The sequence below is a fragment of the Paenibacillus sp. J22R56 genome (assembly GCF_056269375.1).
Genome location: NZ_JBWDNV010000001.1, coordinates 263,104 through 283,544, shown reverse-complemented (window position 1 = coordinate 283,544; position 20,441 = coordinate 263,104). Strand labels below are relative to the sequence as shown.

Sequence of the window (20,441 nt, the reverse complement as noted above, 5' to 3'; positions counted from 1 at the left end):
ATATTCGTTTGAACATATACTGCGATTGGTCATATAGTGAGATCGTCAATTACGGCATTCAGCAGAATCATGTGCCGGTTGTCAGATCGATAGAAATACATAATTCATCCGATACGGATCTGCAAGATTTTACGGTGAAAATCACGTCCGAGCCGGACTTTGCCTATGAGTGGAGCAAGACCTACGGACTGCTGGCCGCTGGCCAGTCGATGAACCTAGGGACAATTATTCTGCAAATGTCAGCGTCGTTTCTGGCTAATCAGTCGGAACGACTGTCAGGGACCCTTACTTTATCCGTCTTGCAAGGCGGATCTGAAATCTATCAGCAGCGCGGAACCATCTCCGTACTAGCCTTCGACGAGTGGAGCGGCCTGGCCGTGCTGCCGGAATTGACGGCTGCTTTTGTCATGCCAAATCATCATCATATTGCTCAGGTTGTTCGTGAAGCGGCTGATATTCTCGCCAAATGGAGCGGGAGCTCTTCGTTCACGGCTTATCAGAGTAAGGATCCGAATAAAGTGCGGCTGCAAGCCGCTGCTATTTATGCTGCCTTACAAAATAAAAAAATAGCGTACTGCGTAGCCCCTCCAAGCTTTGAGGTGATTGGTCAACGTGTTCGCCTGCCGGAGACGATCTTTGCGCATCGGATGGGGAACTGCTTCGATCTATCCCTTTTATACGCAGCATGTATGGAGGCCGTTGGTCTGCATCCTCTGCTTGTGTTTACGAAGGGGCATGCTTTCGCAGGGTTATGGCTGGAAGAAGAGACATTCGCAGAAAGTCTGCAGGATGATATTTCGGTGTTGACGAAAAGAATCGCAACAGGCATGAATCAAATCTGCGTGATTGAAGCGACAGCTTTTGTTGAGGGAGATCCGGTCAGCTTTGACAAAGCTGTTTCTCTTGCCGAAGCCCATCTGCAGGACCCGGATAACTTCGATTGTGTGCTGGATATCCGTAGGGCGCGCTCTGCTGCGGTAAGACCTCTGCCTATTCGAACCGCTACACCTGAGGGCTGGATTATTGAGCAGCCAGAAGCAGCACTAGCTGATCATGACGCGGCAGCACCTGAGCTCGTGGATATTTTGGAGAAGCCGCTTGAAGTGACTGCCTTGCCGAAGTCTGCTAGACAAAAGCAATGGGAACGCAGGCTGCTGGATCTGACGCTCCGGAATTCGCTGCTTAACTTCCGGCTGTCGAAGTCCAGTATTCCTATTATTACGACGCAATTGGGAGATTTGGAGGACGCGCTTGCTGATGGCGAGGAGTTCCAATTGTTAGCGAAGCCTGGCGACTGGCAGAATAACGGCCGTGATGCGAATCTGTACCAGAGCATTAACAATGATCATCCGTTGTCCCAGCTTCTTCGTGAAGAATTTAACCGGAAGCGGCTGCGTGTGGAGCTTGATGGGGTTGAGCTGGAGCGAAGAATGGTGCATCTCTATCGCTCGGCCAAAGTCTCGCTTGAGGAAAATGGAGCCAACACCCTATATCTGGCGCTAGGCTTATTAAAATGGTACGAGACGCCGGTCAGCGAGCTGCCGCGTTATGCTCCAATTGCCTTGATCCCGGTTGATATTATTCGGAAGTCATCCCGTCAGGGATATGTGATCCGGGCGAGAGACGAAGATCCTCAGATGAACATTACGCTGCTGGAAATGTTGAAGCAGGATTATGGCATCGGCATTGACGGACTTGATCCTCTGCCTAGAGATGAGAAGGGCATTGCCCTCAAGCAGGTGTTCCATGTATTCCGGCATGCGCTTATTCAAGTTCCCAGATGGGATGTGGAGGAGACGGCTAATCTTGGCTTGTTTTCCTTCGGCCAATTTGTCATGTGGAATGATATCCGCACCCATGCAGATAAGCTGGCGCAGAACAAAATCGTCGCAAGTCTGATGGAAGGCCAGTTGAAATGGGAGGATCCTTCGGAGGAAACGCCGCGGCCGCTTGATCTGGATCATCCAACAAGCTTATCTGTTCCGATTAGCGCGGATTCTTCTCAGTTAGCCGCGATTCGTGCAGCAGCGGATGGTCAAAGCTTTGTCCTGCATGGTCCGCCGGGGACAGGGAAGTCCCAGACGATTACGAATATGATTGCGAATGCGCTGGCACAAGGCAAGCGGGTATTATTTGTGGCGGAGAAAATGGCAGCCTTATCCGTCGTGCAGCGCAGGCTGGAGCAGATTGGACTAGGTCCGTTTTGCCTCGAGCTGCATTCCAATAAAAGCACCAAAAAATCCGTCCTGGATCAATTGTCTGCCGCTATTGAAGCCAGGAAGATTCCTTCATCGGCATCCTGGAGCAGCCAGGCTGACCGTTTGTTCCAATTGCGGAACGAGCTGAACGGATACGTGGAAGCTCTTCACCGCAAGCATCCATCTGGGCTGACTCTATTCGAAGCGATTGCCGGATATGAACAGGCTGGAGAAGGGCCGGATGTTGTCTGTTTCAATGATGCTGCAATAGAGAGCTTGTCCCCGGATAAGCTGACGGTCTGGAAGGACCTCGTGGCACGGCTTCAAATTGCCGGGACGGAGAGCGGAGATCCACATCTTCACCCATGGCGTGATGTTGAGCTGACTTCCTACTCGCAGGGAGTGAAGACGGAAGTCGATCAGGTATTGAAACGGTATATACCTCTGTTGGAGGAACAACGTATCGCTTTGAACCAGGCGGCAGAACGTCTGAAGCTTGAGGCGAGCCATCTGGATTACCGTCATGCTGAGATCTTGGTTGAGCTCAGCGAGCTGGCCAGCCGTGTTCCCGACATGAAGCCAGCTTTGCTGCAGGAAGCAGATCTTGCTGAAGCTCTAGTACTGATCAGAGCAACGGCCGAGCAGGGCAAGCAGAGAGAGCAATTACGGGCGAAAATATTCGCTAGATTCACATCGGACATAACACGTCTTGATGCTGGAACGATTTTATCGGAATGGGATAAAACAGAGCTGCAATGGTTCCTGCCTAAGTGGTCCGGTCAGAAACGCATCTTCAAAATGCTAAAAGGTTTATCGCAGCCTTCTGCCGCATTATCCAAGGATCAAGTGAAATCGGCTTTGGCCGAGATTGTGACTTGGCAGGAAGAAGAGCAGAAGCTGAAGGATAAGAAAAGCAAAGTCTCACCGTATTTCGGTCAGGCTTGGGCCGACGGAGACGATGGCAAATGGGATGAGCTTACCACAATCTGTGATTGGGTAGAGCATTTTCAAGCCTTGCTTGTTCAATGGTTCAACAATCCGAATTCGGCTACTCAGGCGAGAGTGCAGATGTCGGATGTGCTCCTGAATGGGCGCCATGATCAAGGGCAGCTGCAGCTCTTCCAGCGTATTGGAACTCATGATCATAAGATCAAAGCCGAAGAGAGTGAGATAACCCGCTTGTTGAACGTATCTTTCGCTCAGCTTCAAGCCTCCTTGTCAGATGGAGAATGGCTTGCAGGTATGGCGGACAAAGCGAAGCAGTGGTCGCATAATCTGGATCGGCTGCGTGACTGGAGTACATGGCGGAGAGTCCATTCTGAAGCGGCGGGGGCGGGACTTCTGCCACTTATTACGCCATATGAGGAAGGGCGGCTATCCAATCCGGAGCTTATTGCGGCTTATGAGAGAGGGCTGTACAAATCGGTTGCTAATTACATCATTGCTCGGGATAAAAGCCTGCTTGCCTTCTCTGGCAAGTTGTTCGAGGATACGATCGAGCGGTTTAGACAAGCGGATGAGCTGTATTTAACCTTAACCCAACAAGAGATTGCAGCCCGGTTATCTGCCAAAATCCCGCAGATGACGGTTGAAGCAGCTCAAAGCTCCGAGGCTGGTATTTTGCAAAGGGCGATTCGAAGCGGGGGAAGAAATCTTTCGATCCGCAAGCTGTTCGAATCTATTCCTCATTTGCTGCCTAGGCTGACGCCTTGTATGCTGATGAGTCCAATCTCGGCTGCACAGTATTTGGATACGAATGGCGCGAAGTTTGATCTCGTTATTTTTGATGAAGCTTCCCAAGTTCCTACCGCTCAAGCGGTTGGGGCTTTAGCAAGGGGACATCAAGCGGTCATTGTAGGGGATCCGAAGCAGCTTCCGCCAACGAGCTTTTTCTCGAAGAGCACTAGTGAAGATATGGAAGAGGAAGAAGCGCTGCAGGATATGGAAAGTATTCTGGACGACTGCTTAGCGCTTGGCATGCCGCAGCGGCATTTGACGTGGCATTACCGAAGCAGGCATGAGAGCTTGATCGCGTTCAGTAACGCCCATTATTACGATAACAAGCTGATGACCTTCCCATCACCGGATGAGCCGGTGTCCAGCGTGACCCTTGTCCCGTTGGAAGGGTTTTATGACCGTGGTCGTTCGAAGCAGAACCGGGTGGAAGGCGAAGCGGTAATTGGGGAGATCATTCGCCGCGTCAAGGATCCGGTATTGCGGAAACGCAGCATTGGGGTTGTTACCTTCAGCTCCGTTCAGCAGACCTTAATCGAGGATTTGCTGGAGGAGGCGCTCAAGAAGGATCAGGATTTGGAACTGTTAATTGGACAGCTGCCTGAGCCGATCTTCGTGAAAAATCTGGAGAATGTGCAAGGGGATGAGAGAGATGTGATCTTGTTCTCGGTTGGATATGGACCAGATGCAACTGGCAAGGTTAGTCTGAACTTTGGCCCGCTGAATCGTCAGGGAGGCTGGCGCCGTCTGAACGTTGCTGTGTCCAGGGCAAGGTATGAGATGCTGGTCTACTCGACGCTGCTGTCTCATCACTTGAACGCCAGCCGAATTAATGCGCAGGGTGTTCTTGGACTGAAGGCTTTCCTCGATTACGCAGAAAAAGGGCAGCGGGTGCTGCCAGCCAGCGCTTCGTCCGAGCAAATCTCGCTGGTGTCCAATCTGCATCGTAGCTTGGCGTCTGAGCTGAAGGCGCTTGGCTATGAGACGGATCTTCATGTTGGAGCATCCGGTTACCGCGTAGATCTTGGTGTCCTGGATCCTGCGAACAAAGGACAATATGTGCTTGGGATTGTGCTAGACGGACCGATGTACAGGGATGCAGGGGCAGCGCGTGACCGTGATCTTTTGCGGGAACAAGTGCTTAGTCAGCTTGGCTGGAATCTGATTCGGGTATGGAGTCCGGAATGGTGGGAGAACAAGAATCAAGTGATACGCCAAGTGGTTGCAGCGATTCAGAGTGCGAAGGATAGGAAACAGGCGGCTCCGCCTGAGGAGCCCTCTATTGCTGCTGAGCAGATTGTTGCAGCTGAAGCTGAGCAGGTCGTTAAAGTTGCTGCAGCAGAGCCGCTGGAACAGTTAAGCGTACCTAGCAAGTCAGAGTCTGATACACCTGTGTATACGCTTTGTCAGCTTGAACCGGTAACATTGGGGACGGAGATGTTCTATTCTCCGGGATCAACCGAGTTAATACTGGGACAGATCAAGCGGGTAATCGCAGAAGAAGGGCCAATTAGCCGCCTCTTGCTTGCGAAGAGGGTACTACAGGCTTGGGGAATTACCCGCCTTGGAGCGAAGCTGGATCAGCGGTTTACGGATCTCCTTAGTCGCTTGAAACCTCCGACATCGGAGTCTGATGTAGCTTTATTTTATTGGCCGGAAGGAACGGAGCCATCTCTCTATGGTAAATTCCGCATTGCGACAGAGGAAGCGGAACGCCGGGCGGCAGAAGATTTGCCTGCTGAAGAGATTGCTGCTGCCGTGAAATTCATCTTGAACGCACAAATCAGCCTCCCACAGGATGACCTGGTGAAGCAAGTTGTGAAGCTGCTTGGCTATGCAAGATCAGGCAATACGCTTGAGCGGGTGATTCGAATCGGTATTCAGAAGGCGATAGAGTTGGATTACGTACAACCAGATGAGCAGGAACGAATTGTTTTAAAATAACTATTTAAAATAGCGAATAAGGAAATGGCCGCATACGTCTCGTATGGCGGTCATTTTCTTTTTTTACCAAAATGGACTTGAACATTTTCTTTGATTATGTCATATTGATATTATCAAAACGATAATATAAGTTATGAAGGAGGCAGCCCTCTCTTGAACCTGCACGAGAACGAACATAACTATTCCGCCAGCAATTACCGCACCCCGGATGGTGCGCCATCGGATATTGTGATATTCACGATAACCTCACAAGAGAAAGAAACGTCCAAGAAAACTCTCCCGATGAGGGAGCTGCAAGTGCTGCTGATTCGCCGTAAAGTCTGGCCTTTCGAGGGGCAATGGGCATTGCCAGGCGGATTTACGCGTGAGACCGAGACGGTGGAGGAATGCGCGATTCGGGAGCTGAAGGAAGAAGCGGGTGTCGAGCATGTACACATGGAATATCTGAAGGCGTACAGCAAGCCGGGGCGGGATCCAAGGGGTTGGATGATTAGTCACGCGTTCTGTGCCCTGGTGAATGAGCAGTACTTGGCTGACCGAAAAGCATCGGATGATGCTTCAGATGTTCGGCTGTTCCCGCTCTCTGAAGCGCTTGAGATGAACCTGGCTTTTGACCATCATGAGATTATTCAAGATGCTTACCTGCGCATTCAGCAGCAAATGCTGACGCAAGCCATTGCGAGTGCGTTTCTGCCAGAGGAATTTACGATTGGGGAGCTGTATCAGATCATTCAGACGGTTGTCCCTACGTTCGAAGAGAAGAACTTTATCCGCAAAGTGACTTCCACCCAGAGCCGAAAAGGGCTTATTGAAGAGGTCCGCCTTCCAGACGGAAGTCTGAAGTTGTCTAATCAGTACTCACAGCGTGCAGCGCAGCTGTACCGGTTTACCGGGTTTGTGCCGGAGTTGTCTATTTATAGTTAGGAGTGATCAACATGAAGCAAAACTTAACAATAGCAGGTCTGCTTATCGCCATACTAGCCGTTGCCTATTACACCTCGTCCAGCCCCATCGAGATTGCGGCTACAACAACGGGCCTCGCCGCTGTCTGGCTGACAGCGAAGGAGAAGATTTGGACCTGGCCGATCAGCCTTATTAATGTGGCCTGTTTCTTCTATATGTTCCTGGACGTCAAGCTGTATGCGGATATGACGCTGCAGGTGTTCTTTTTCATCCTCAGTATTTACGGCTGGATCATCTGGATGACCAAACGCGGCGAAGCGGCTGTTCGGCCAACAAGACTCTGGAATGAGAAGCTGGCGGCGCTGCTGGGCGGATTTATTGTTATTTTTACAACAGTATGGGGGCTTGTTCTTGATGTCTACACCGACGCTTCGATCCCATATTTGGATGCTTTTATTGCAACGTTAAGCTTGGCGGCTCAATTCCTGCTCTCCTATAAAATCCTTCAGAACTGGTACTTCTGGATTCTCGTAGATGTGTTATCGATCGGAATGTACTTCTACAAAGAGCTGTACACGACTTCATTCTTGTACGTGATTTTCCTTGGGATAGCGATTATGGGCTTAGTGGATTGGAAGCGTGAATATGCTCGGACGGCTGCAGCTACTGTGCCACAGGATGAGGTGAACCATTATGTCGGTTAAAAAAATTGGGCTCACGCTTGGCAAATTCGCACCATTCCATCGCGGCCACCAGCATGTCGTCGAGACGACGCTTGGTGAGGTTGATCACCTGATCGTAGTCATCTATGACAGTCCGGAAGTGACTCGGGTACCGTTATCGGTCAGGGCTCGCTGGATTCGAGAGCTTTATCCGAATGTGGAAGTGCTGGAGGCTTGGGATGGACCGTCGGACAGCGGTGATACGCCTGAGATCAAGCGCAAGCAAGAGAATTATATTTTAGGTCTGCTTGGTGATAGGAAGGTTACGCATTTCTACTCGAGTGAATTTTATGGTGAGCATATGAGTGAGGCTCTAGGGGCAGTCAATTGTCAGGTGGATCCACTCCGGGAGACGTTCTCTGTATCCGGTACGAAAGTAAGGGAAGCGTTACACGAGAACAAAGACCTCGTGCATCCGATCGTTTACCGGGATCTCATTACGAATGTGGTGTTCCTCGGGGCTCCCTCCACAGGGAAAACAACTCTTGCCGCCCGAATGGCGGAGGAGCTGCAGACGGTCTGGATGCCCGAGTACGGCCGGGAATATTGGGAGCAGCATCAGATTGAACGCCGATTGACGCTGGATCAGCTGGTGGAAATTGCAGAGGGTCATCTTGAGCGGGAGGAACGTTTGCTGCTGGAGGCACAGGATGTGCTGTTCGTTGATACGAATGCCATTACAACGTTTATGTTCTCCCATTATTACCACGGTGCAGCTCATCCCAAGCTGGAGGAGATGGCAGCTCGCTGCGCTTCTCGCTATGATATCGTCTTCCTATGCGAAGACGATATTTCCTACGACGATACGCCGGACCGCTCAGGGGATGTCGGCAGACATATTTTCCAGAAGCAAATTATAGCTGACCTTATTACTCGTAAAATCCCATTCATTCCGCTTCGCGGCAGCTTGGAGGAGCGGGTGCAGCTGGTTAAGGCGGTGCTTGGGCGCTATAAGAAGTACAGCAATCCATATGAATGGATGGGGATGACCAGATGATGAGGAATCGAATTCTCGGAGGACTATTTGGTGTTGCGGTTGGTGATGCGCTGGGCGGTACAACCGAATTTATGAGCGAAGCGGGCATTAAGCGCGAGTACGGCTGGCTCGACCAAATCATTGGCGGAGGCGTATGGAGGCTCGAAGCGGGTGAAATCACCGATGATACGGCGATGACGATTGCGGTAGCGAGAGGTATTCTGCACAATCCAACGGATCCTATCGAGGCCATTGGGGATTATTTTCTCAAGTGGAAGGCTACGAATCCGAAGGATATCGGAAACATCATCCGGACGGTATTTGATCAATATGAAGGGGATTGGTTCGAGGCTGCACGCCGGGCCAAAGCGCGGTTGAACAGTATGACTGCCGGGAACGGCACACTGATGCGCTGCCTGCCTATTGCTCTAGCATATTCTGACTTTGAGGTCATGGAAAAGATCACGAAGCGGCATTCCGAGATGACTCATGATGATGAATCAGCAACGGAAGCATGCCTGATCTACAACCGCATCGCCAGAAGGCTGCTTCAGGGTGAAGCTTTAAAGGCTGCCGTCCGCGCTGAAATAACGGGAACCCGTTATGAACAACTGCTGAACGGCCAAGCACCAATGGCTCCTCCGGATGGCTATGTGGTTCACACCATGCAATGGGTTGTCCATCATTTGCTGGAGGCAGATTCCTTTGAGGAGGTTGTCCAGCGTGCCGCGAACAAAGGCGGAGACTCGGATACAATTGGAGCAATCGCTGGCGGATTAGCCGGCATCTATTGGGGATACGATGGTATCCCAGCAAGATACGCGGAGAGCATTTTGTTGCGGCAAGAGTTAGTTGAGATTGGTGACAGGCTGGTTACTTTACGAGGGACGGCTTCTTAATCAAACACCGACATTAGTTAGACTGTATTCGATCCAACGTAGGGAGATGCATGCTACTGAGGCAGATTACTATGTTGGATTCTGTACAGTAGAAAAGGCCAGTTAGGAGTATCCCAGTCCATTAAGCATCAATTCTACTGTACAGAATACAGGATAGACTAGGATGTTGGACAATAAGGCATCCATATGCTGTACAAAATACAGTATAGCGAGTTAGATGCTGGGCGATATGAGAGTTCAGAGTTTGAGTGCATGAAGTAGAGTGCTTGAGTTGAGTGCATGAGTAGAGTGCTTGGAGTAGAGTGCTTGGAGTAGAGTGATTGGAGTTTGAGTACTTGAGTTGAGTGCTTGAGTAGAGTGCTTGGATTTTGAGTGTTTGAGTAGAGTGGTTGGAGTAGGGTGCTTGGAGTAGAGTGCTTGGAGTTAAGTGCTCGGAATAAGGTGCTTGGGGTAGAGTGCTTGGAGTTTGAGTGCTTGTAGTGAGTACTGACAGCTGAGTGAGAGTGAGCGACCGAACGACACGAACGCCATGAACGACACGAACGACACGAACGACACGAACGACACGAACGACACGACGAAACACAAAAAGGCTGACGAGTTTAGTTCAAACTCGTCAGCCTTTTTGCTTATTGACATAAAATTTAATATAGCATTATAATATATCCATTATAACAAATGAATATATTAAAGGAGTTGTTTTCCTAATGAGCGCAATTCGTCCTTCTGCAGTTCCATTAGTAACGGTTGACCCTTATTTCAGTGTTTGGTCGCAGGCTGACCGGTTGACCGATGATCATACCCGTCACTGGACGGGACAGCGCCATGGAATGACAGGCTTGATCCGCATCGACGGTAAAGTACAACGGTTTGCTGGTCTGGTTGAGCCAAGAGCTGAACGTTATTATACAGAACCGGTAGCGATGGAGCAGAAGAGTGTGACTGTGTCTGCTTTAAGCACGGTGTACACGTTCCAATCTGCAGGAATCGAATTGACAGTTCGTTTCACTTCTCCTTTATTACTGGATGATCTGGATGTATTGTCGAGACCTGCTTCTTATGTGGCGTTTGAAGTAAACTCCCTGGATGGCCAAGAGCATGATGTACAAATTTACTTCGATGTGACTGGCGAATGGTGTGTTGATCAATCGAACCAAGCGGTTATTAGCCAGAAGCTGGAGAACGACGGACTGATCTCGCTGCAGATCGGTCATGAGAAACAAGATGTAGTGAACCGTTCGGGCGACGACCACCGAATTGACTGGGGTTACTTCTATCTGAATGCGGAGAAATCCGATCAAGTGAGCGGATACATAGCTTCTGCTGATATCCGTAAGCAATTTGTGCGTAATGACAAGCTTACCGAGTCGACTTCACCAACAGCAGCTCAAGTGGTGGCAGATGTTCAGCCAGTTATGGCGCTTATCTACGATTTGGGCCGTGTTGGAGCAACTCCTATCAAGAGCCTAGCTGTACTCGCCTATGACGATATCATTGCAATTGAATATTTCAGCGATAAGCTTGAGGCTTATTGGAAAAGAAATGGACAATCTACACCAGATATGATCGCTGCTGCGTTCTCGGAATACGAGAGCCTGCTTGAGCGTTGTGCTGCATTTGACCAGCAGATTATCGCGGAAGGCGAGAAAGCCGGCGGCAGTCAATATGCAGATCTACTTTCCTTGTCCTATCGTCAAGCGATTGCTGCGCATAAGCTTGTAGCGGATACAGAAGGCCAGCTGCTCTTCCTGTCCAAAGAATGCTATAGCAACGGCTGTATGGCTACCGTTGATGTGAGCTACCCATCTGTTCCAATGTTCCTGCTCTATGGACCTGAGCTTGTAGAAGCCATGATCCGTCCGATTCTGAAATATGCGGAAATGGATGCTTGGACATTCGAATTTGCACCGCATGATATCGGACAATATCCGATCGGTAATGGTCAAGTTTACAGTGAGAATCAACGTGAAGGGCAAATGCCGGTTGAAGAATGTGGCAATATGCTCGTTATGGCTGCTTCCGTAGCTCTTGCAGGCGGCAACCGTGATTACCTGTTCAGCCATATGGATACTCTCGGCGAATGGGCAGATTATTTGACGGAGTTTGGTCTTGATCCAGAGAACCAGCTGTGCACCGACGACTTCGCTGGCCATTTGGCACGTAACGCAAACCTGTCTGTGAAGGCGGTTATGGGCGTAGCAAGCTACTCCATCCTGAAGAAGCTTCAAGGAGAAGAGGAAACAGCTGCCCGTTATATGGCCAAAGCCAAAGAAATGGCTGAGCAGTGGGAAGTACTTGCGTCTGACGGCGATCATACAAAACTTGCTTTTGGACAGGAAGGTTCCTGGAGCCTCAAATATAATCTGATCTGGGATGTATTGTTTGGAACAGATCTATTCTCCAAAGAGATGATCCGCAAGGAGATCAGCTGGTACAAGAAGATGAAAAATGATTACGGTACGCCGCTCGACAACCGTGCTAATTACACGAAGAACGATTGGCTCGTATGGTCGGCCGCTCTGGCGGAAGATCAGAATGACTTCATCGAGCTGACTGCTCCAATCTGGGATATGCTGAATGAAACGCAGGACCGTGTTCAGTTCTCTGACTGGACAGATACGGTTACAGCGCGTCAGATTGGATTCCAGCATCGGACTGTCGTAGGTGGTATCTTTATGAAGGTTCTGAAGGATAAAGGAATTATGCAAACGGAGCTTAGAAGTGCTTCTGGCAGTTTGCAGGTTTAATAAGACTGCGAAATCACGACATATGTAATAATGGGATAAAGGGGGGGCGCATGTTGCATGCGCTCTTCTTTTTTAAAGAATAATGGCTTTAATAAATGGACATTTGTTCAACTACTACTTTGTTAAGCTCCTTCCATATGGTATATTTGTTATAACGATTAATTTGGTCCGGATAGGAGGATTTAGGAATGAGTCAAGATAGAGAACCCCTGTATATTAAGATTCAAAATCACTTTAAAGAATTAATAACGTCCCGTAAGCTGGTCGAAGACGATAAAATTCCGACAGAGAAAGATTTGATGGAAGAATTTGATGTCAGCCGTATTACGGTAGTGAACGCCCTTGCCGAGCTGGCGAAGGATGGCTGGATCTACCGAATTCCAGGCAGAGGCAGCTTTGTTAAGGGGATTCCCGAAACCCAGATGGCTCCAAGTCTTTTGAATGAGCCTCGTGGAGGGCAGACTAGGCCGAGAGTAAAGATTGGACTCGTATTCCCGGTGCTCGGGGATTACTTCGCCATTCGATTAATTGCAGGTATTACAGATGGGCTGAAGGCAAAAGGTTATCAGCTGGTTGTGATGTTGACAAATAATTCCAAGGAAACCGAGAAGGAAGTCATCCGGGAAATGAAGAACAACGTGGATGGACTTATCATTTTCCCGGTTGATGCTGAGGTCTACAACGAAGAAATTATTGCACTCAAGATGCAGAACTATCCGTTTGTTCTGATCGACAGGCATCTGCCTGGGGTGGAGACCAATGTCGTGTCTTCAGACGGTGCACACGCGTCGATGCTTGCTGTTGACCACCTATGGAATCTTGGTCATCGGAATATCGCAATCTGCTCGGACTCAGCCTTAATGACAGTCTCTGTAGATGAGCGGATTCAAGGCTATAACGAAGCATTGAAGCAGAAGGGCGCCTTAATTAATCCTTCGCTGATCTTAAACGATATTCACGCTAACGGTATCCTAGATGATCCTGCTAGTCCTCCGCTGCCTGCGACGGATCCGAATCATCCGTTATACCGCTTTGTCAAAAACCAAATGGCAACCGCCTATATCGCTTTGAACTGTTCGCTTGGCGTTCAGATTTTATCGATTGCGAAGAAGGTAGGACTTCGTGTACCCGAGGATATTTCCATTATATCCTTTGATAACCCGACGCCACTCCTCGAGGAGTTCAGCCAGCTTACTTACATCGATCAGTCGGAGTATGAGATTGGTACCGAAGCAGTGCGTCTGCTGCTACAGGTGATCGACAATCAAGGCAAACTTCCGATCAGGTTCCATAAAATGATTCTGAAGCCTAGCCTAATCGTCCGCAAGACAACGGCTGAGGCCAATGTTCAAGCAAAGGCTTAAACAACCATAACATTTGTTCAATAACCCGATAGCCAATTTTGGCTGTCGGGTTATTTTTGTTTGCATTTATCAATTGACTAATTTGATATAACAAATATAATCTATATATAGGGTTTTATAGCATTTGAGTAAGGCTAAAACGAGCAAGGAGGAAAATGAACATGAATGACAGGAAAGCAGTAGAAACAGCACCATTGCATCTGCCAGTCACTAACGTATCAACAAGGTCCTCTCTTAAGAAGTTTGCGGTCAGACACAAAGATGCATTAATTGCAGCAGCCATCCTGAGTCCCATGATTCTTTGGTGGCTGGTGTTATCGGGATTCCCAACGCTGTTTGGCTTTTTCCTCGGATTCTTCGAGTGGGTAGGTATAGCTGACAGTCCGAAATTTATCTGGTTCGACAACTATGTGCGCTTTTTCCAGGATCCTCTTTATTATGAGGCCTTGTGGAGATCGGTCTGGTTAGGGGGATTGGTTACCGGAATTACCCTGATCGCCGGATTTGGCGCAGCTATTCTGATGAATATGCCATTGTTCGGTAAGGGCATATATCGGTCAATCTGGTACATTCCAGCGGTAACCTCAACGGTTGCTACTACCCAAATTTTTAATTTGCTTCTTGATACGAACAATGGTGTTATTAATAACTTTCTGAAATCCATTGGCAAAGAGCCAATTGTTTGGCAATATTCCGTCTTCTGGGGCGTGTTCTGGATCGTTGTCTATTCGGTATGGAAAGGGGTAGGCGGTGCAGCTCTCATCTGGCTAGCGGGACTGCAGTCCGTGGATGTGTCCTTGTACGAAGCAGCGGAAATCGACGGCGCAGGACGTTGGGGGAAAATGAGGTACGTCACTCTTCCAGGCTTGAAACCAATTGCAACCTATATTGTAATTACAAGTTTGATCGGTGCTATTCAAATCTACGAGCAGGTATTGTTCATGACAGGCGGCGGCCCTTACGGGAAGACGGAAGTACTCGTGTTCCGTATTTACCGCGATGCATTCTGGGACTTCAATCTCGGTATGGCCGGTGCGTCTTCGCTTATCATGGCAGTAGTTGTCTTTGTAGGTACGGTGTTCTACTACCGCTGGTCAACGAACTCGGATAGAAGCAGCACCATTCCGATCAAAAGGAGGTCCTAGAACATGAAAGATACATTGTCTAGAAAAATAGCTGTACAGCTGAAGCCGGGTAATTTGTTTGCCCATATTGTTCTGCTTGGTATAGGGCTTGTCTTGCTATATCCTTTGATCTTTATGGTTCTGGCTGGCTTCTTCACGAAAAATGAATTTACAACAAGCATCATTGGATTATTTCCAATCGCCAAAGCGCCAACGCTCCATAACTTTACCGTGTTGTTTAATGTGTCGGCGGACAATTCGATACAGAAGTATTTCATCAACTCTGGTTATCGCACCATATATAACACCTTCTGGGCGCTGCTGACCTCCTTGCTGGCTGGTTATGTATTCGCAAGGCTTCGTTTCAAATGGAAAGACCAGCTGTTCCTGATCTTGCTTGGTACGCAGATGATTCCTGGTACGATTGCACTTATTCCGACTTACCTGGAGTTTGCAAGATGGCCGTTTGCAGGCGGCAACGATATCTTCACGGGCGGTAAAGGGATTCTCGATACTTGGTGGGTTTACTTCATCGGTGGACCGAGTCTCAACATTATGGGCGCATTCCTTGTGAAGCAGTCCATCGAGAAAATCCCGTATGAGCTTGATGAAGCGGCGAAGGTAGACGGAGCGGGTACGCTGCGGATTATTTTCCAGATTCTGCTGCCGCTGCAGATGCCGATTATGGCGTTTATCGCTATTACGACGGCGCTTGCTACATGGAATGATTTTGCTACGCCGTTCTTCTACACCTCATCGGATAAGCTGCAGACATTGCCTGCTGCCATTACCCGATTGTCGTCAGCTGCTGCCAGCCCGGGAGCTATTCCGAACTGGCCGTTAATCATCACACTTGGTCTTGGCATGACGATACCAGCACTCTTAATCTTCTTCTTCTTCCAGAAATATATCGTTCAAGGTTTAGCTAACACAGGAATCAAAGGTTAAAAATATTTGTTATAACATATTGAATATAACAAATAGTCATGATATATTAATTGCGACAGGTCAGTTATCATCCTAAATTGGAGGGGTTTATGTGAATAAAACAAAGATCACATCCTTGCTTGTAACTGCACTCTTAACGTTCTCTTTAACAGCATGCGGCGGTAACAACAATTCTAACGGAAACAATCAGCCTCAGAACTCGGCAGAGCCGACGGAGTCTGCTTCGGCAGAGCCGGCTGAATCAACCGGGGCTGCAGCTTCAGGGGATCCGGTAACGATCACTGTACTTAACGAAGGTGCTGTAGGCATCGGTGTTGGTAAGATGGATGATTTGTTTGCACCAAAAGAGAAGGAATTAAAGGGACAAGGTGTTGATATCAATTACACACCGGGTACTCTTGTAGAGGCTTTCCCGCTTTATTATCAAAAAATCATGTCCGGCAAGCTGAAAGAGAAAAACATTAGTATTAAAGCAGAAGACTGGGGTTGGGGCGAGCCGCTGATCCAGAAGGAAACAGCAGGATTCCTAGCCAAAAATGTTCCAGATATTATCGTAGGCGAAACGCAAATGCCGGGCTTTGCCCAGCAAGGTCTGCTCGAACCGTTTCCAGATGATATAGCTGCTGAGCTCCGTGCTAACGTCTCGCCAGCTGCGTGGAAGCCGATGGAGTATGACGGTAAAATTTACGGTCTTGCCCTGCAGCCTGGTGTAAGCAGCTTGTATTGGAATAAGAAGCTTGTGAAGGAAGCAGGTATTGATCCTGAGAAGCCAATTACTACTTGGCAAGAGCTGGCTGACAACTCCAAAAAAGTAACAGAAGCAGGTAAAGGCAAGTTTTACGGCGGTGGCGTTTATGGCGCTCCGAACTTCGGCGGATACTTGCGCTATGGCGCTCTAATTGGTATTAATGGCGGCAGCTTTGCCGATGAGAATGGTCTGCCAACCTTTAACTCGGATGCGAATGTAGAGACGGTCAACCTGCTTCGTGAGCTGAATGCAGATCATCCAGCAGGCTTGATGGTTAACAATAACGAAGGCACGTACTTCGATGCTTGGAAAAAAGGGCAAACTGCCTATCTGATTGATGGTCCTTGGCAAGTACAGCAGTGTAAAGATAGTGGACTTGATTGCGGTATGTCGCCGATTCCATTGTCCCCAAGCGGCCAAGCTGCAAACGTAACGATTGGTGCTGCATTTAACTCGGTGCCAAAAGATGCGAAGAACAAGGAAGCAGCATTTGAATATATCAAAGCGATGTACAGCAAAGAAGTACAACAGCTGGTTGCGGACTCCAACGTACGCTCCCCGATTCTGAAAGAAATCTCTGAATCGCCGGAATACAAAGAGAAGCACCCAGAAATGTACTTGCATTATCAAGCAATGTCCGGTAACGTTTCAGGCTTGCCAACTTTTGCGAAAGATAACTCGAAGGTATGGCAAATCTGGGGTGACGCGGTCGTGAAATCCCTGATGACCAAAGGCGATGTAAAAGCCATCCTCGATGACGCTCAAAAGAAAGCAGAACAAGTAACCAAATAATAAAACAAAACAAAAAAAGAGGACTTTCTTAACACGTCCTGTATGACTTGGAAGTATTGTTTACGAGCAGAGTACTAGGAGGATAAGGAGTATGCTCTGGAGGAGCGAAGCGTTCGCCTTTACCTTAGGGAATATTCCGCTAGGAATTTATTCAAAGTTCCCTAAGGTAACAGCGACCGGAAGAGCATACCCTTCTCCCCTAGTGCTCATAGCAAGTACCCAATCACCTTCCAACAACAGGACTGTTAATCAGTCCTCTTTTTTTCAAACCGGGAGTGACTAACATGCCATACGAAATAAATCGATTAAAACTGCACAAAGCAAAGGATTTATTGCCGAGAATACGCGATTCCATCTATGAACCCGTATCGGCAATGAAGGTTACGGCATGGGTGACGAAGGAACCGGTGCCATATTCCGAGCGGAACAGCGGTACGCGTCTTGAACTTACACCTGGAGATAAATGGGGGAACTTATGGGATTGCGCATGGTTTCGGTTTGAAGGGATTGTTCCTGATGCCGTGGCAGGACACAAGGCTGTTCTGCTGATTGATATTAATGGAGAGCTTTGTCTGGTTGATCAGGAGGGCTCGCCAAATCAAGGCCTCACCAATATTAATTCCGAATTTGATTTCAGCCTAGGCCTGCCTGGAAAACGTGTTGTTGATCTAGGAATGTCGGCTGCTGGAGAACACATTGATCTGTGGGCAGATGCCGGCTGTAACGACCTCTTTGGCAAATACCGCAGCGGCACTTTAAAGGAAGCGGATATTGCGATTTGTTACGAGGAGATTCGTCAGCTTTATTACGATTTCGAGGTGCTTCTCGAGCTGGCGGAGCATGTGGCGGAGAAAAGTGCAAGACAAGAGCGTGTCATTCAAAGCTTGTATGATGCAGCACTTATGCTTGAAGTTATAAATGAAGAGACTGCGAAGCGTGCCAGAGAAGTTCTTGCAAAAGAGCTCTCCAAGCAAGGCGGAGATCCTGTCCTGACGGTTAGTGCCATCGGTCATGCTCATATCGACCTCGCCTGGCTGTGGCCGATCCGCGAGACGATCCGTAAGGGCGCCCGTACTTTTTCCACTGTGCTAACGAACATGGAGAAATACCCGGATTATGTGTTTGGTGCAAGTCAGCCGCAATTATATCAATGGATGAAAGAGCATTATCCAAAGCTGTATGACCGGATCAAGGAACGAATTACAGAAGGACGCTGGGAAGTGCAGGGAGCTATGTGGGTAGAGCCTGACACGAACATCTCCGGCGGGGAAGCCTTGGTACGGCAGATTTTGTACGGCAAGCGCTTCTACCAGCAGGAGTTTGGCCAAGAGGTTAAGATTCTTTGGCTCCCGGATGTATTTGGTTATTCGGCAAGTTTGCCGCAGCTGCTTAGAAAATCCGGTGTTGATTATATGATGACGCAAAAGCTGTCGTGGAACGTGTACAATACGCATCCTCATCACAGCTTTGAATGGGAAGGTATTGATGGCAGCAAAGTGCTGACACACCTTCCGCCGGAAGATACGTATAACAGCCCAAGTGCGCCAAGATCACTTGCGAAGATTGAGAACAGCTATCTGGATCGTAATGTTTCCGAGCATGCCCTGATGTTGTTTGGTATTGGCGATGGCGGCGGAGGACCTGGCGAGGAGCATCTGGAGCGATTAGCGCGTGAGCATAATCTGCTTGGACTACCTCCTGTCGTGCAGGAAGATTCCTTGTCCTTCTTCCGCAAGCTGGAGCAGGAGAAATCCCGTTTCCAAACCTATCGCGGGGAATTGTATCTGGAGAAGCATCAGGGAACATTGACGACGCAGGCGCGCAACAAATGGTATAACCGCAAGATGGAAAAGTCGCTCAGAGAGCTCGAATTTGCTGCTTCTCTATTGCTGGCGATGGGCGAAAATGCCTATCCGTCGGAAGATCTTGAGGAAATATGGAAAGAGACACTACTCTACCAGTTCCATGATATTTTACCTGGCTCATCGATTACTCGTGTGTTCGAGGAATCGCTGGAACGTTATGCGGCCATGCATAGCAGAACGCAGCAATTACTTGCACAAACCTATGCCAAGGCTGCTAGATTGACCGGGGCAGGGGAAGGTCAGGCGGTTGTCTTTAACTCTTTGCCGTGGGAACGTAACGAAATCGTTGCTCATCAAGGCAAACGTTATGCGGTGAAGGTTCCGCCGATGGGATTTGCCTCCCTTGCAGAAGCGGAGCTTAGTACGGGAGCAGGAGAACAATCCGGACTCGGGGCGAGCGAACGTCAACTGGAGAACCGCTATTTGCGCGTCACGTTTGGACAGGATGGTAGTATCGAGTCGCTCTATGATAAAGCAGCTGGCAGAGAGTCTATCGCACCGGATGCAGCAGCCAATGTGTTTACGATATATCACGATAAAGGCGATGCTTGGGATTTCCCAAGAGATTACCGGGATACAGTGGCTGGCTGCATGAAGCTTGAAGAGAGTTCTTATTCTATTGATGGTCATCAAGCGGTGATGGAGCAGCAGTACAGGTTCGGGGAATCGACACTCGTGCAGCGTGTTGTGCTGGATGAAGAGGGTACAACCGTACGCTTCGAGACGAAGGCTGACTGGAAGGAAGCAGAGAAAATGCTTCGTGTTTCATTCCCGGTACAAGTAATGACCGACCATGTGAACTGTGAGATTCAATTTGGTTACTTGAAGCGCCCTACGACCCGGAATAATATGATTGAATTCGTAAGAGACGAGATTTGTGCTCATCAATATATTGATCTTTCTCAGCCGGATTACGGCGTTGCATTGCTCAGTGACAGTAAATATGGCTACAGTGCAGAACGAAATGTGCTGGACATTAACTTACTTCGCAGCCCAAGCTATCCGGACCCGGTTGCAGACCGCGCAGAGCATCAATTCGTGTATGCGATGTATCCGCATCGCGGCGATTTCATTCAGGCTGAGGTGTACCGCAAAGGATATGAGCTTAATACGCCATTGACGGTAGCGGAGTCTGATCAAGGCGCTGCAGGTCATACAGCTTCGTTTGCTTCCCTTATTCAAGTGGATAATCCACATGTCATGGTAGAAGCGGTGAAGAAAGCAGAGGATACAGATGATCTGATTATTCGTCTGTATGAAACTTCCGGAACGTTCGCCGACACATCCGTAGCCTTTGGGTTAACAGGTGTAGAGATTGAAGAAGTGGATCTGATGGAAAATCCGCTCGGTAAAGCGGTAGATAGATTAACATTCCAGCCATTCGAGATTAAGTCTCTTCGCGTAAAACTAGGATAATTAAGCAAGGGGGTTAGCGGGAATGCTTCCCCCTTTTGTCATTTAATCAGCTATGGGGAGG

General features: G+C 48.8%; 11 protein-coding genes. All 11 read left to right on the top strand.

Annotated features, from left to right (window positions below):
* Positions 1-8 precede the first annotated feature (8 nt).
* The 11 genes from AC0YNT_RS01240 to AC0YNT_RS01190 all read left to right on the top strand — a co-directional run bounded on the left by AC0YNT_RS01240 (position 9) and on the right by AC0YNT_RS01190 (position 20,380).
* Complete coding sequence (locus AC0YNT_RS01240; protein ID WP_475802978.1) at positions 9-5,876, top strand: DUF3320 domain-containing protein; 5,868 nt, start codon at positions 9-11, stop codon at positions 5,874-5,876.
* A 153-nt stretch (positions 5,877-6,029) separates the two neighbouring features.
* Positions 6,030-6,800: an NUDIX domain-containing protein gene (locus AC0YNT_RS01235; protein WP_475802977.1), complete on the top strand. Its 771-nt coding sequence runs from the start codon at positions 6,030-6,032 to the stop codon at positions 6,798-6,800.
* Positions 6,801-6,811: 11 nt separating this feature from the next.
* On the top strand, positions 6,812-7,483 hold the full coding sequence (gene pnuC, locus AC0YNT_RS01230; RefSeq protein ID WP_475802976.1) for a nicotinamide riboside transporter PnuC: 672 nt from the start codon (positions 6,812-6,814) through the stop codon (positions 7,481-7,483).
* On the top strand, positions 7,473-8,498 hold the full coding sequence (locus AC0YNT_RS01225; RefSeq protein WP_475802975.1) for an AAA family ATPase: 1,026 nt from the start codon (positions 7,473-7,475) through the stop codon (positions 8,496-8,498). Before pnuC ends, AC0YNT_RS01225 begins: the two co-directional genes overlap by 11 nt.
* Positions 8,495-9,376, top strand: a complete 882-nt coding sequence (locus AC0YNT_RS01220) for an ADP-ribosylglycohydrolase family protein (RefSeq protein ID WP_475802974.1) — start codon at positions 8,495-8,497, stop codon at positions 9,374-9,376. The genes AC0YNT_RS01225 and AC0YNT_RS01220 overlap by 4 nt, the downstream gene beginning before the upstream one ends.
* A gap of 707 nt (positions 9,377-10,083) precedes the next feature.
* A complete protein-coding gene (locus tag AC0YNT_RS01215) occupies positions 10,084-12,123 on the top strand; it encodes a glutaminase family protein (RefSeq protein WP_475802973.1) in 2,040 nt (679 codons plus the stop codon).
* Positions 12,124-12,311: 188 nt separating this feature from the next.
* Positions 12,312-13,487 (top strand): GntR family transcriptional regulator, encoded by a 1,176-nt coding sequence (locus tag AC0YNT_RS01210; RefSeq protein WP_475802972.1) that lies wholly within the window; start codon positions 12,312-12,314, stop codon positions 13,485-13,487.
* 161 nt (positions 13,488-13,648) lie between these two features.
* Positions 13,649-14,632: a carbohydrate ABC transporter permease gene (locus AC0YNT_RS01205; protein ID WP_167280298.1), complete on the top strand. Its 984-nt coding sequence runs from the start codon at positions 13,649-13,651 to the stop codon at positions 14,630-14,632.
* A gap of 3 nt (positions 14,633-14,635) precedes the next feature.
* Complete coding sequence (locus AC0YNT_RS01200; protein ID WP_475802971.1) at positions 14,636-15,559, top strand: carbohydrate ABC transporter permease; 924 nt, start codon at positions 14,636-14,638, stop codon at positions 15,557-15,559.
* Between the two features lie 91 nt (positions 15,560-15,650).
* Positions 15,651-17,099 carry an extracellular solute-binding protein gene (locus AC0YNT_RS01195; protein ID WP_475802970.1) on the top strand — a complete coding sequence of 483 codons (1,449 nt, stop codon included), beginning with the start codon at positions 15,651-15,653 and terminating at the stop codon, positions 17,097-17,099.
* A gap of 284 nt (positions 17,100-17,383) precedes the next feature.
* Complete coding sequence (locus tag AC0YNT_RS01190; protein WP_475802969.1) at positions 17,384-20,380, top strand: alpha-mannosidase; 2,997 nt, start codon at positions 17,384-17,386, stop codon at positions 20,378-20,380.
* Positions 20,381-20,441 lie beyond the last annotated feature (61 nt).

Bases quoted from the DNA above. Each gene is read 5' to 3' on its own strand.
- AC0YNT_RS01215 (WP_475802973.1), top strand. From the start codon at position 10,084: ATGAGCGCAATTCGTCCTTCTGCAGTTCCATTAGTAACGGTTGACCCT.
- AC0YNT_RS01225 (WP_475802975.1), top strand. From the start codon at position 7,473: ATGTCGGTTAAAAAAATTGGGCTCACGCTTGGCAAATTCGCACCATTC.
- pnuC (WP_475802976.1), top strand. From the start codon at position 6,812: ATGAAGCAAAACTTAACAATAGCAGGTCTGCTTATCGCCATACTAGCC.
- AC0YNT_RS01210 (WP_475802972.1), top strand. From the start codon at position 12,312: ATGAGTCAAGATAGAGAACCCCTGTATATTAAGATTCAAAATCACTTT.
- AC0YNT_RS01200 (WP_475802971.1), top strand. From the start codon at position 14,636: ATGAAAGATACATTGTCTAGAAAAATAGCTGTACAGCTGAAGCCGGGT.
- AC0YNT_RS01220 (WP_475802974.1), top strand. From the start codon at position 8,495: ATGATGAGGAATCGAATTCTCGGAGGACTATTTGGTGTTGCGGTTGGT.
- AC0YNT_RS01190 (WP_475802969.1), top strand. From the start codon at position 17,384: ATGCCATACGAAATAAATCGATTAAAACTGCACAAAGCAAAGGATTTA.
- AC0YNT_RS01205 (WP_167280298.1), top strand. From the start codon at position 13,649: ATGAATGACAGGAAAGCAGTAGAAACAGCACCATTGCATCTGCCAGTC.